Here is a 12,083-nt window from a genome sequence, read left to right as displayed (position 1 = left end):
GCGAGAGGGAGCGCCGGCGTCGGCCGGCGCCCCCTCGCGTCACTCCGCGTCGCTCACGGCCGAGCTGACGGCCGTCGGCGCGTCGTACTCGCGATCGGGGATGCGGCCGAGCGCATCGAGCACGGCGTCATCCGCGCCCGCGTCCCGCGCCGATGCGAGGATGTCCTCCTTGCTCGCGGGATAGTCGATGCCGCCCAGGAACTTCTGCACCTGGATGGGGCCTGGCGTCTCGCTCATCCTTCTCTCTCCTCTCTCGTTCGGGCCCCGCGGGGCCCTGCTGCGCCGACTCGCCCGCGAAGACGATCTCGCTCGCCTCCGTCCCGCGGTCGACGACGGTGGTGGGGGCCTCGAGGTGGACGGCTCCGCTCGGCAGCACGCCGGCGCCGCCCGCACGCTCCATGACGCGCCACTGCGCCACGACGTCCTCGCCCGCGTGCGCGGCCGGCAGGTCGCGCCAGAAGCGGAACCCGCCGGCGGCGAGCAGCTCCGCGCGCTCGAAGAGCACGCACCCGCCGACCCATGCGATGCGGTAGGCGAGCCGCGCGTCGTCGTCGAGCCCGCGGTCGGCGGCCTCGTGCGCCATGTTCGCGGCGTTGTGCAGACGCCACCGCTCGAAGCCCGGAGCGCCGCGGCGCATCCGCTCGGGGCGCACGCCCGCGGGCCCCCACGGCTCGAACGCCTCGCGCTCGTGCGGGCGCACGTCGTCGAGATGCGACAGTCCCTGCACCGCGTACCCCGCGAAGCCTCCGCCCGACTCGGTGAGTGCGGCGTCGAGCCGCTCCAGCGCGCCCGGCTCGAGCCATACGTCGTCGTCGAGGAAGAGCACCCGCGGCGCGCGGGACGCGTCGAGCAGGAACTGGCGCTGCTCTGCCATCCCGCGGCGGGGGAGGTGACGAAGCAGCACGACCTCGCGCCCCTGGGCTCGGAGGACCCGGACCATCGCGCGCACGGCGGGGTCTGCGTCGACAGGCGCGGAGGGCGACTGGTCGCTCACGATCACCCGGAAGGCCGGGTCGTCCTGCGCGGCGAGGCCGGCGAGCGTCACGGCGAGCGCCGACGTGCGGCCGGCGGTGGGGACCAGCACGTCGACGGCCGGCGGCGCGGGCTGCGAGGCGAGCGCCCATCGCGCCGCTCCGCGTCTGCTCCGCATCAGCGCCGCCCCTCGCGAGCGAGATCCGCCGGCGCGGGCCGGGACCGGATCCGTCCGATGATCTCGGTCGTCGAGTGATCGGAGACGTAGTCGAGGATCGCGACCTCTCCGCCGACCGCGTGCACGTCGGCGGTCTCGGCCAGCATCTCCGGTGTGTAGTCGCCGCCCTTCGCGTACACGTGCGGGCGCAGACGCCGGATGAGTGCGGCGGGCGTGTCCTCGTCGAAGACCGTCACGTAGTCGACGCACTCAAGCGCGGCGAGGACGTTCGCGCGGTCCGAGGCGCTGTTGACCGGGCGGCCGGGCCCCTCGAGCCGTCGCACGGACGCGTCGCCGTTCACCGCGACGACGAGCACGTCGCCGAGGCGCCTGGCCTGGCGGAGGTAGCTCGTGTGGCCGCGGTGCAGGACGTCGAAGCACCCGTTGGTGAAGACGACCCGCTCGCCGGCTCGCCGGTGCGCCGCGATGCGCTCGGCGAGCTCGTCGGCATCGAGAGCCGCATCCGACGGGCGGCCCACCCAGGCCGCGAGCTCGTCGAGGGAGCACACGCAGGTCCCCGGCTTCCTCACCGCGACGTCGGCGGCGGCCTGCGCGAGCTCCGTCGCGACGGGCAGGGGCGCTCCCGAGGCCACGGCGACCGTGAGCGCGGCCACGAACACGTCGCCTGCGCCCGACGCCTGCTTCTCCGGGGTCGGGTGCGCGCGCGTGCGGACGGGCGGATGGCCGGGGCGCAGGAGCACCGTCCCGCTGCGGTCGAGCGTGACGACGGCGGCGCCCGCGCCCGCCGCCGCGCGCAGCCGGTCGGCCACGGCGGCGGCCCGCTCGACCCGCTCCTCGCCCGTGCCGAGCTCCGCTCCGACGAGGCGCTCGGCCTCCGCCGCATTGGGCGTGATCACGTCCGGTTCGGCTCGCCGCCAGCGCGCCGCATCGTGCGCGTCGACGACGCGCAGAGGCGGCCGCGGCAGCCGAGCCAGCGCCTCGACGACCTCGTCGGCGAGGAGGGTCGACGCGTAGTCGCAGATGAGCTGCGCGTCCGCGCCCGCGCTCGCGTCGCGCGCGTCCTCGACGAGACGAGCGAGGGCATCCGCCGGCCATGGTGAATCCTGGGTCTCGTCGAGACGCAGCATCACCTGATCGCCTGACACGACGCGGATCTTCGTGGTCGTCCGCGCATCGGCCACGTCGCGCAGCCGCGCCGTGTCGATGCCGGCCGCGGCGAGCCGCTCGCGCAGCAGCCGTCCTGCGTGGTCGGTGCCGATGAGCCCCACGGCGCTCACGCGGGCGCCGAGCGCGGCGAGGTTCATCGCGGTGTTGGCCGCGCCGCCGGGCGCCCAGGCGCGCTCGGCGACCTCGACGACCGGGGCCGGCGCTTCGCGGGCGAGCCGCGAGATGCCGCCGCTCCACCAGCCGTCGAGGAGGAAGTCGCCGATGACCGTCACGCGCGGCGCACGGTCGCGGATCGCGGCGAGGGCGTCGAGCGCGCTCACCGCGTCACCGCCGGTGCCATGTGGACCACCTTGACGCTCGTCATCTCGTCGAGGAGCTCCGGTCCGTACCCGAAGCCGGATCCGCTGCGGCCGCGCGGCTGGGCGGAGCCGCCCGGAGCTCCGCCGAAGACGGCGTTGATCTTCACTGTGCCGACCGGCAGGGCGTCGATCGCGCGATGCGCGTGCGCGATGTCGCCCGTGAGCACGGTCGCGGCCAGACCGTACGCGTCCTGCACGGCGTGGCGCAGAGCCGAGTCGAAGTCGTCCACGACCATGACCGGGGCGACCGGGCCGAAGGTCTCCTGGCGGAAGACCGCGGTGTCGGGCGTGCAGCCGACGAGGACCGTCGCGGGGTAGCGGAAGCCCGGGCCGTCCGGCATCGTCCCGCCGGTGAGGGCCCGGGCGCCGTCGGCGAGCGACGCCGTCACCTGCGCATGCACCTCGTCGCGCATCCGCGCGTCGACGAGCGGCGCGAGGGTCCGGCTCTCCGCCTCCGCGACGAGGGCGCTCGTGAACTCCTGCGCGACCGCACGGTGCACGAAGATGCGCTCGACGGCCGTGCAGATCTGGCCGCTGTTCGCGAACGCCCCGAGTGCCGCCTGGGCCGCCGCCCAGCGCGGGTCGATGTCGGCGTCGACGATGAGCGCGTCGTTGCCGCCGTTCTCGCGCACGAGGTGCGCGCCCGTCAGCGCCGTCATGCGCGCGATGCGCTCGCCCGCAGCCGTCGACCCGACATGCGCCACGACGTCGACCCCGGGCGAGCTGACCAGCGCCTCGCCCACGTCGGCGCCCCCGAGCACGGTCACGAGCACATCCGGGGGAAGGGCGGCGGCGAGGATCTCGCCGAGCAGGCGCCCGGCGTGCGGGCAGCGCTCGCTCGGCTTGTGGACGACGGTGTTGCCCGTCGCGACGGCCGCGCCGATGAGGCCGGCGGCCACGGCGATGGGATCGTTCCACGGCGTGACGGCGGCCACCACGCCGCGCGGCTCCGCGCGCGTGAGGTCGAGCGCGTCGGGGGCGCCGCGGAGGCTGCGGCCGCGGTGGAGCGGAGCGCTCTCGGCATACTGCAGGAGCGTGTCCACGGCCGCCGCGATGCCGCCGTCGGCATCGGCGCGCAGACGCCCGTTGTCGCGCTGCTCGACCTCCGCGAGCTCCGCGCCGCGTTCAGCGAGCGCGTGCGCGGCGGCCCGCAGCGCTCGACCTCGCTCGGCGGCCGGGGTCGCGCGCCAGGCGGGCTGCGCGGCCCTCGCCCTCGCGACGGCGGCACGGACCTCCGCGACATCGGCGACGGGCACCGACCCGCTCACCGTTCCGTCGCGCGGATCCCTGATCACGATCTCGTCTCGCGTCCGGATGGCTGTGTCGCCGCTCATCGTCCTGCTCCTTCCGCTCGCGTGCTCCTCCTCCCCACGTACCCACTGCGCCGCGCGTTCACACACCGCGCTCGCCGGGGTTTGCCGTGCGCGGCGCGGGGGAACGGAAGGAGGAGAGGAACCCTGCCGCACGAGAAGGAGCCGCACATGACGCCGGAGACAGCGCTCGCCGATCCGCTGGGCACCCGCCCCGCGGCACCCGCTCCGGCGGTCGCGCCGCCGCGCGACCGATTCGCCGGCGTGCGGCGCATCGCCGTGCTGCGCGCGGGCGGCCTCGGCGACCTCCTCTTCGCCGTGCCGGCGATGCAGGCACTCATGGCGTCGTATCCCGAGGCCGAGGTGACGCTGCTCGGCGCGCCCGTCGCGCGCGCCCTCCTGCCGGGGCGCGACGGCGCGCCGCATCGCGTGCGCGTCCTCCCGGCGATCCCGGGCGTGGGCGCGGCGCCCGACGCCGCGGCGGATGTCCGGGAGATCGAGCGGTTCGCGGCCGAGCAGCGGGAGGAAGGGTGGGATCTGGCCGTCCAGCTGCACGGGGGAGGGCGCTTCTCCAACCCGTTCCTGCTGTCGCTCGGAGCGCGGCACACGGTCGGCACGCGCACGGATGATGCCGCTCCCCTCGAGCGCACGATCGACTACGTCTACTACCAGCACGAGATGCTCCGCGGCCTCGAGGTCGCCGGCCTCGCCGGCGCCGCGCCGGTGGCTCTCGAGCCGCGCCTCGGCACGTCCGCGCGCGAGCGCGCCCACGCCGCGGAGCGGTGCGGAGCGGATCGCCCCGTCGCCGTGATCCATCCCGGCGCGACGGACCCGCGACGCCGATGGCCCGCCGAGCGCTTCGCCGCGGTCGCCGCCGCGCTCGTGGACGCGGGAGCCCGCGTGGTCCTCGTCGGCGATGGCGAGGACGCCCATCTGTGCGGTCGCATCGCCGCCGCGGTCGACGCGCCGTCCGACCGCGTGCGGGACCTGTCCGGCGCGCTCGATCTCGGCGCGCTCGCCGGCGTCCTCGCCCACGCCGCGGTCGTGATCGGGAACGACAGCGGCCCGCGCCACCTCGCGCAGGCGGTCGGCGCCCGGACCGCCGCGGTGTACTGGTTCGGCAACGTCGTGAACGCGGGGCCTCTCGGCCGGGGACGTCACCGCGTGCAGCTGGGGTGGACGACGCACTGCCCCGTGTGCGGGCGAAACGCGACACAGGTCGGATGGACCGCCGAGCGGTGCGCGCACGACGTCTCGTTCGTCGCCGATGTGCCGGTGGCCGCCGTGCGCGACGATGCGCTGCGCCTCCTCGAGGACGCCGCGGCGGAGCGCGCGCGGTGAGACCCGGCGAGCCCCGCCGGTCAGCGGGGTCCGGCGGGTCTCACCGGATCACGGCCACGACGGCTCCTCCTCGGGGCAGACGACGAGCTCGCGGACCTCGCAGCCGCGCGGCTGCTGCAGCGCGAAGACCACCGTGCGCGCCACCTCGGCGGGGTCGTTGAGCTGCGCGTCGGGACCCGGCCGATACTGCTCGTCGCGGTCGTCGAAGAAGCGCGTGCGCATCCCCGCCGGGATGAGCGTCGTGACCCCGATGCGACCGCGCGTCTCCGCGGCGAGTGCCCGGGAGAACCCCAGCACGCCGAACTTCGATGCGCAGTACGCCGTGGCATCGGGGAGCGCCCGCAGCGCGAGCGACGACGCCACCGTCACGACGCGTCCGTGGGCCCGCTCGATGTGCGGCAGCGCGGCGCGGACCACGGAGACCGTGCCGAGCAGATTGACGCCGATCACGCGCTCCCACTCCTCGGCGGCGACGGCGTCGAGTCGTCCGCAGCGGTCGATTCCCGCGGCCGTCACGACCGCGTCGATGCCGCCGAGCTCCTCGGCGATCTCCGCGACCGCGCGCTCGACCGCGACCCGGTCCGAGACATCCGCCTGCCGGGTCGTGATCGCGCCGACGATCCCCGAGACATCCCGGTCGATGACGGCCGGCGTTCCGCCGCCGTCGGCGACGGCGCGGACGACGGCCTCGCCGAGGCCCGAGCCGCCTCCGGTCACGAGCACGCGGCCGAGGGGGCACGGATATGTGTCCTGCATGTGGTTCCTCCTTCTCCGGCTGACGCCGGCGATCGGGATGGCTCAGCCGACCTTCGCGAGCGCCGAGGCGAGCGCGGTGGTCGAACGGCCGAGGTGGTACGGGAGCGTGAGAGCGCGGCCGCCCCAGCGCTCGAGGATGCGCGCCTCGGGAAGGCTCTCGGCGCTGTAGTCGCCGCCCTTGACCCAGAGGTCGGGCCGGATGCCCTCGATCGCGCGCTCGGGACCGTCCTCGTCGAACACGACGACGGCATCGACGCACGCCAGGGCGCTGAGCAGCTCGACGCGGTCGCTCTCGCCGATGATCGGGCGCTGCGGACCCTTGAGTCGGCGGACGGAGGCGTCGGAGTTGAGGCAGACGATGAGGCAGTCGCCCAGTGCGCGCGCCGCCTCGAGGGTCCGCACGTGGCCCGCGTGGACGAGGTCGAAGCAGCCGCCCGTCGCGACCACGGTGCCGCCTCGGCTCCGCACCGCTTCGGCGACCGCGCGCGCGTCGCGTCGGCCGTCGGGAAGGCGGGAGAGCGCGGCCGCGTCCAGCGTCGACACGCCGCCCGCCGCGAGGAAGGCCCCCGCCGCGTCGACCGCCGCGCGGACGGCCGTGCGCTCGTCGTCGCCGCGGGCGAGGGCCACGGCTGCCGTCGCGGCGAAGCGGTCGCCCGCTCCGCACGGATCGCTCGTCGCCACGGGGAGCGCGGGCAGCCGGATCGCGCCGTCGCCCGTCGCGAGCACAGCGCCCTGCTCACCCGCCGTCACGGCGACGGCCGCGCATCCCCAGAGATCGCGGAGTCGGCGTGCCGCGTCCTCGGGGTCGCCCTCGCCCGATGCGCTCGTCGCCTCGGCGAGGTTCGGCGTGACGAGGCGGGCCTGCGCCACGGGCTGCGCGCCGCGCGGATGCGGGTCCCACACGAGCGGCGCGTGCGCGGCGCGGCGCGCGAGCGCGCTCCGCAGCGGCGCGCGCGCCGCGATCCCCCTGCCGTAGTCGGCTACCACGATCGCATCCGCCTCCGCGATCGCCGTGAGCATCTCGTCGGTGACCTCGGGTTCCGGGGCCGGCCCGCAGCCGTCGTCGAGCCGCCCGATCGGATGGCCGTTGGCGCGGATGCGGGACTTCACGGGTGTCGGCGCGTGCGAGGCGCCCGCGACGATCCGGACACCCGCGAGGCACGCGCGCACGCGGTCGGCGGAGGGGTCGTCGGACAGCGCCGTGACGAGGGCGACGTCGTGCCCGTCGCGCGCGAGCAGCGTCGCGACGAGTCCTGCCCCGCCGGCCCGCTGCGTGCGCGACGCGACGTCGATCACCGGCACCGGGGCGTCCGGCGACATCCGAGTCGACGCGCCGTCGACGTCCTCGTCGAGGAGCACGTCCCCGACCACGACGATGTTCATGAGCTGCGTCCTTCCTCATCCATGACGATCGCGTCGAACACGCGGCACACCGCGTGGATCGCGGCGAGCTGGCACTCCTGGACGTGCGGCGACGGTCCATCGAGGCAGACGGCCTCGTCGCACACCTCCGCGAGCGGGTTCGGGCCGGGGCCGGTGAGCGCCCAGGTGGCCGCGCCGGCGAGGCGACCCGCGCGGGCGGCGTGGAGCAGGTTCGGGCTCGCGCCGCTCGTGGACAGCAGGAGCACGATGTCGCCCGCGCGGGCGTGCGCGCGCACCTGCCGCGCGAACACCTCGTCGAACCCGTAGTCGTTGCCGATCGCGGTCACGCTCGAGGTCTCGGCGTTGAGGGCGATCGCAGAGTACGCCGGACGCTCCTCGCGGTAGCGGCCGACGAGCTCCGCGGTCAGATGCTGCGCCTCGGCGGCGGAGCCGCCGTTGCCCGCCACGAGCACGCGCTGGCCGCGCCGCAGTCGGGCGGCGAGCTCGACGCCCCAGGCCTCGAGCTGCTCGGCATGACGCTCCGCCGACGCGAGGGCCGCGCCGAGGCCGCGGAGGTGGTCGCGGACGGGGTCGACACGCGCGGGGGCGCCCACGCGCGCCGCGCCTCGGGTCTCGGCGATGGTCACAGCGCCGCTCCTTCCAGTCGGCCGCCCGCTCGGCGGGCGCGGGACAGTGTGCTCGCGTAGATGCGCTCGGTCTGCGCGGCGACCCGATCCCACGAGTAGCGCGCCTCGACGCGCTCGCGCCCCGCCGTGCCGAAGGCGCGGAGGAGATCGCGGTCGGGCAGCAGGCGCCGGAGCGCGACGGCGATCGCGTCGGCATCGCGCGGCGGCACGTGCAGCCCGGTCGCGCCGTCGACGACCGTGTCGATGAGTCCGCCGACGGATGCCGCGATGACGGGGGTGCCGCACGCCATCGCCTCGAGCGGCACGATGCCGAACGGCTCGTACCAGGGCGCGCACACGACGACGTCGGACGAGCGCAGGAGAGCCGGCATGCCGTCGCGGCTCACCTGGCCTCGGAACACGACGCGGTCGGCGACGCCCAGGTCGGCCGCGAGCGCCCGCAGCCGGGCCGCCTCGGGATCGGCGGCGCCTGCCGCGCCGTCGGAGCCGACGACGACGAGCTCGACGTCGTCGATCCCCTCGGCGCGGAGGCGGGCGATCGCCCGCACCACGAGGTCGACGCCCTTGCGGGGCACGAGCCGCCCGACGCTGAGCACGCGATGACGGGCTCCGCGCTCGTCGACCGAGCCTTGCGGCCGGAAGAGGTCGAGGTCGACGCCGCAGGGCGCGATCGAGATGCGTCGCGACGGGACGCCCAGCGCGCGGAGCTCGAACGCCTCATCCGAGCAGGTGGCCACGACCATGTCGACCTCGCGGCCGACCCGGGGCTCGAGCCATTCCCGCTCGGGCGGGCTCGTATCGGCCGCGCCCTGGTGGCGGCGCTTCACGACCCCGAGGGCGTGGAAGGTGTGCAGCACGGGCGGCGGAGCAGCTGCGCCGCGGAGGGCGGCGACGCCGTCGAGCGCGGCGAGCCCCGACATCCAGAAGTGGCTGTGGACCACGTCGGGGCGGTCGTCCCGCCATTCCTCGGCGAGGCCGGCGGCGAGCTCGCCCATGAACGGCAGGAGATCGTCCTTCGCGACGTGCTCGGCCGGGCCCGCGTCGATGTGGACGACCTCGACGCCGTCATCGAGCCGGACCCGACGGGGCAGGGAGGGGTCGTCGCGCCGCGTGCAGACCGTCACGGTGTGCCCGCGCCGCGCGAGCGCTCGCGAGAGCGCGGCGACGTGGACGTTCTGTCCGCCCGCGTCCACGCTTCCCGGCGCGGCCAGAGGACTCGCGTGCTCGGAGACCATCGAGATCTTCATCGGTCCGTTCCTTCCATGATCGAGACGAGCGCGGGCTGCGTGGCATGCGCGAGCGAGCGCGCTCGTCTGCGTCGCGCCGCGGCGTGCGCCGCGACGTGCTCCTCGAACAGCGCGTCCCAGTCCTGCAGGAAGCGCTCGAGGCCGTAGTGCGCGCGGGCGAACGCGCGTGCGGCGAGCCCGCGGCGACGCGCCTCGTCCGGATCGTCCATGAGCGTCCGCGCGGCGGCGCGCAGGTCGTCCGGATCCGACGAGATCGCACCCGCCTCGGGCGGCACGGCGCGGGCCGCCTCGGTGGTCGCGAGGACGAGCACGGGCATCCCGAGGCTCATCGCCTCTAGCAGGGAGAGGCCGAGCGACGTCCACCGCAGCGGGTGGAGGTACGCGCGCCGCCGCGCGAGCTCGCCGTGCAGGAGGGGCGTCGGCAGGTCGCCGGCGACCTGCAGCCGGTCTGGAACGAGGCCCAGCGCGCCTGGGAGGAGGTCGGTGTCGATGCCGAACGCGTGCAGCGGCGCGATCTCGGCGAAGGCCGGCAGCAGATCCGTCCCGGTGACCCGTCCGCGCCGCACGGGCTCGTTGACCACCACGCCGAGCGCGGGGAGGGCGCCCGTGTAGAGGGCACCGGGATCGGGCACGCCGTGCTCGATGACCGCTGTAGGCGCGTCGCCGCTGTCCCAGACGAGCCGGTTGAAGTGCGTGACGTGCACGATCGGGATGGCGCGCTGCTCCGCGAGCGGGTGACGCTGGTCGATCGGCCGCTCCTTCGGCGTGTTGTGCTCGACGAAGACCGCGGGCACGTCGCGGCCGGGGACGCGCCCGAGGAGGCGCTCGACGGCCGCCAGCTCCTCGAGACGCTGCAGCACGACGAGGTCGACCTCCTCACCGCGCAGCGCCGATTCGGCCACGGCCCGCGCGCGATCCGGCAGGTGCGGAGGCGTCGCTTCGTCGTCTGGGCGGGGCACGACGTACTCGTGCGTCCCGCGGAGGAAGGCGTTCATCCATCCGCCGTGCACGTGCCAGACCAGGATCCTCATCTGATCGCTCCGTCCTTCGTGTCGATCGGGTTCGCCTCGATCGGGTGGGCCTCGCGAGCGTCCGCGAGGCGGATGGCCGCCGCCGCGACCTCCGCGGGGGCGACGCCGGCGAGGCACGGGTGGCCGGGCACGGGGCAGTCGCGGGCGCGCGTCCCGCGACAGGGCGCATCCTGATCGCCCAGCAGCGCGACGGGCACGCCGTACGGCGCCCAGCGGACGGCCGGCACGACGGGCGAGAACAGGCTCACCACCGGCGTCCCGACCGCTGCGGCGAGGTGAGCGGGCCCGGTGTTCCCGACGACGACGGCGTCGGCGCCGGCGAGCACGCCGGCCAGCAGCCGCAGGTCGCAGGCTCCCGCGAGGTCGACGGCGTGCGGCCCGGCCGCCCTCGCGACGAGCGCCGTGAGGTCGCGCTCGCCCTCCGCGCCGGTCACGACGACCCGGCGCCCTGACTCGGCCAGGAGCCGCGCCGCTCCGGCGAACCCCTCAGCCGGCCAGCGGCGCGCGCCCACGGCCGCTCCCGGGTGGAGGACGATGTAGCGCCCGTCGCCGACGAGGGCGGACGCGTCGGCCACGTCGCGCACGCGCAGGCGCCGGTCGGCCTCGGCCGGGAAGCCGGCGGCCTCGGCGATCGCGCACGCGCGGTCCACCTCGGGGATGTCCTCGGGAAGATCCTCTCCGGGGCGCAGGCGGACGTCGAGGAGGGAGCCCGGGTAGTCGACGGAGGCCCCCGCGATCCGGTCCACGCCCGCGAGCCGGAGGAGGAGGGCAAGGGGGAGCGGAGACTGATGGAACGACGTGAGGATCACGGCCTCGTCGATGCGCGCGGTGCGCAGACGGTGGATGAGCTGGTCGATGCGTCCACCGGTCACCGCTGGCGCCGGATCGGAGATCCACGGGGCGTCCCAGACCATGACGTCGCGCACACCCGGCAGAAGCGCTCCCGCCGCGGCGCCCCGGGGCCCGCACAGCATGATGACCTCGGCCTCGCGCGCGACGGCGCGGACGGCCGGCCCCGCCAGCAGGACGTCGCCCATGCTGTCGAGCCGCGCGACGAGGACGCGCCGCCTCATGAGGCCGCCCTCCCTGCGGGCACCGGCTCCCCGAGCAGGAGTGCGACGGCCGCGGCCAGATCCGGCGCGACCCGCGGCGCCGCGGCGATCTCGTCGGGCAGCGTGCGGGCGGTCGGCACGAGCACCGCACGCGCCCCGGCGGCAGCGGCGGCGCCCATGTCGGCCCCGATGTCGCCGATCACCGCGAGCTGGGCCGGCGCGAAGCCGAGGGCGTCGGCCGCGGACAGGACGAGGCCCGGCCGCGGCTTCCGGCACGCGCAGCCGTCGTCCGGCCCGTGCGGGCAGAACCGCCAGACGTCGAAGGGGCCGAGCACCTCGTCCACGCGCGCGTTGACCCGGCGCACGTCGTCGGCGGACAGGGTGCCGCGGGCGATGCCGGACTGATTGCTGACGACCCCCGTGCGCAGGCCGCGGGCGCGCACGAGCCGCAGCGCCTCGGCAGCGGTCGGCATGGGGGAGACCCGGTCGGGGTCGCCGTTGTACGGCACGTCGACGACGAGCGTGTCGTCGCGATCGAAGAGGATCGCGCGGAGCGGTCGGTCACGGTCGTCCATACGAGAAGCACTTCCCCCGCGCACCGCGAGGCAAACGCCCCGGTGCGAACTTCTCCTCGCGTCCCGCGCTCCTGCCATCCGCCCTG

General features: G+C 75.8%; 12 protein-coding genes. 1 reads left to right on the top strand and 11 read right to left on the bottom strand.

From position 1 onward, the window contains the following. Positions 1-39 precede the first annotated feature (39 nt). From ACOWU6_RS12425 to ACOWU6_RS12410, 4 genes are read right to left on the bottom strand one after another with little or no spacing between them, the layout of a single operon-like run. A complete protein-coding gene (locus ACOWU6_RS12425; RefSeq protein ID WP_282978073.1) occupies positions 40-210 on the bottom strand; it encodes a DUF2795 domain-containing protein in 171 nt (56 codons plus the stop codon). After that, on the bottom strand, positions 128-1,150 hold the full coding sequence (locus ACOWU6_RS12420; RefSeq protein WP_421075876.1) for a glycosyltransferase family A protein: 1,023 nt from the start codon (positions 1,148-1,150) through the stop codon (positions 128-130). Before ACOWU6_RS12420 ends, ACOWU6_RS12425 begins: the two co-directional genes overlap by 83 nt. Next, a complete protein-coding gene (gene rfaE2 / locus ACOWU6_RS12415) occupies positions 1,150-2,637 on the bottom strand; it encodes a D-glycero-beta-D-manno-heptose 1-phosphate adenylyltransferase (RefSeq protein WP_421075875.1) in 1,488 nt (495 codons plus the stop codon). The genes ACOWU6_RS12420 and rfaE2 (ACOWU6_RS12415) overlap by 1 nt, the downstream gene beginning before the upstream one ends. Further along, positions 2,634-4,010 (bottom strand): aldehyde dehydrogenase family protein, encoded by a 1,377-nt coding sequence (locus ACOWU6_RS12410; RefSeq protein ID WP_421075874.1) that lies wholly within the window; start codon positions 4,008-4,010, stop codon positions 2,634-2,636. Before ACOWU6_RS12410 ends, rfaE2 (ACOWU6_RS12415) begins: the two co-directional genes overlap by 4 nt. A gap of 147 nt (positions 4,011-4,157) precedes the next feature. On the opposite strand from ACOWU6_RS12410, the gene ACOWU6_RS12405 reads away from it, so the two are divergent. After that, positions 4,158-5,327 (top strand): glycosyltransferase family 9 protein, encoded by a 1,170-nt coding sequence (locus tag ACOWU6_RS12405; RefSeq protein WP_421075873.1) that lies wholly within the window; start codon positions 4,158-4,160, stop codon positions 5,325-5,327. Between the two features lie 48 nt (positions 5,328-5,375). On the opposite strand, the gene ACOWU6_RS12400 is transcribed toward ACOWU6_RS12405, so the two are convergent. From ACOWU6_RS12400 to ACOWU6_RS12370, 7 genes are read right to left on the bottom strand one after another with little or no spacing between them, the layout of a single operon-like run. Further along, complete coding sequence (locus tag ACOWU6_RS12400; protein ID WP_421075872.1) at positions 5,376-6,083, bottom strand: SDR family oxidoreductase; 708 nt, start codon at positions 6,081-6,083, stop codon at positions 5,376-5,378. Between the two features lie 42 nt (positions 6,084-6,125). Then, entirely contained in the window at positions 6,126-7,466 is a 1,341-nt protein-coding gene (gene rfaE2, locus ACOWU6_RS12395) for a D-glycero-beta-D-manno-heptose 1-phosphate adenylyltransferase (RefSeq protein WP_421075871.1), read from the bottom strand. Then, positions 7,463-8,092: a D-sedoheptulose-7-phosphate isomerase gene (locus ACOWU6_RS12390; RefSeq protein ID WP_282977846.1), complete on the bottom strand. Its 630-nt coding sequence runs from the start codon at positions 8,090-8,092 to the stop codon at positions 7,463-7,465. Before ACOWU6_RS12390 ends, rfaE2 (ACOWU6_RS12395) begins: the two co-directional genes overlap by 4 nt. Further along, positions 8,089-9,339, bottom strand: coding sequence for a glycosyltransferase (locus ACOWU6_RS12385; protein ID WP_421075870.1), 1,251 nt, complete (start codon positions 9,337-9,339; stop codon positions 8,089-8,091). The genes ACOWU6_RS12390 and ACOWU6_RS12385 overlap by 4 nt, the downstream gene beginning before the upstream one ends. Next, positions 9,336-10,370 carry a glycosyltransferase gene (locus ACOWU6_RS12380; protein WP_421075869.1) on the bottom strand — a complete coding sequence of 345 codons (1,035 nt, stop codon included), beginning with the start codon at positions 10,368-10,370 and terminating at the stop codon, positions 9,336-9,338. Before ACOWU6_RS12380 ends, ACOWU6_RS12385 begins: the two co-directional genes overlap by 4 nt. After that, complete coding sequence (locus tag ACOWU6_RS12375) at positions 10,367-11,443, bottom strand: glycosyltransferase family 9 protein (RefSeq protein WP_282977841.1); 1,077 nt, start codon at positions 11,441-11,443, stop codon at positions 10,367-10,369. Before ACOWU6_RS12375 ends, ACOWU6_RS12380 begins: the two co-directional genes overlap by 4 nt. Then, positions 11,440-11,997, bottom strand: coding sequence for a D-glycero-alpha-D-manno-heptose-1,7-bisphosphate 7-phosphatase (locus ACOWU6_RS12370; protein WP_421075868.1), 558 nt, complete (start codon positions 11,995-11,997; stop codon positions 11,440-11,442). The genes ACOWU6_RS12375 and ACOWU6_RS12370 overlap by 4 nt, the downstream gene beginning before the upstream one ends. Between the last annotated feature and the right edge of the window lie 86 nt (positions 11,998-12,083).

Origin of the sequence: Microbacterium sp. SA156 (assembly GCF_049065455.1) — a bacterium.
GTDB classification, from domain to species: Bacteria; Actinomycetota; Actinomycetes; order Actinomycetales; family Microbacteriaceae; genus Microbacterium; species Microbacterium barkeri.
Note: the sequence above shows the minus strand (reverse complement) of the source record. Positions and strands in the feature narration are given on the sequence as shown.

Bases quoted from the DNA above. Each gene is read 5' to 3' on its own strand.
- ACOWU6_RS12420 (WP_421075876.1), bottom strand. From the start codon at position 1,150: ATGCGGAGCAGACGCGGAGCGGCGCGATGGGCGCTCGCCTCGCAGCCC.
- ACOWU6_RS12410 (WP_421075874.1), bottom strand. From the start codon at position 4,010: ATGAGCGGCGACACAGCCATCCGGACGCGAGACGAGATCGTGATCAGG.
- ACOWU6_RS12405 (WP_421075873.1), top strand. From the start codon at position 4,158: ATGACGCCGGAGACAGCGCTCGCCGATCCGCTGGGCACCCGCCCCGCG.
- ACOWU6_RS12400 (WP_421075872.1), bottom strand. From the start codon at position 6,083: ATGCAGGACACATATCCGTGCCCCCTCGGCCGCGTGCTCGTGACCGGA.
- rfaE2 (WP_421075871.1), bottom strand. From the start codon at position 7,466: ATGAACATCGTCGTGGTCGGGGACGTGCTCCTCGACGAGGACGTCGAC.
- ACOWU6_RS12385 (WP_421075870.1), bottom strand. From the start codon at position 9,339: ATGAAGATCTCGATGGTCTCCGAGCACGCGAGTCCTCTGGCCGCGCCG.
- ACOWU6_RS12380 (WP_421075869.1), bottom strand. From the start codon at position 10,370: ATGAGGATCCTGGTCTGGCACGTGCACGGCGGATGGATGAACGCCTTC.
- ACOWU6_RS12375 (WP_282977841.1), bottom strand. From the start codon at position 11,443: ATGAGGCGGCGCGTCCTCGTCGCGCGGCTCGACAGCATGGGCGACGTC.
- ACOWU6_RS12370 (WP_421075868.1), bottom strand. From the start codon at position 11,997: ATGGACGACCGTGACCGACCGCTCCGCGCGATCCTCTTCGATCGCGAC.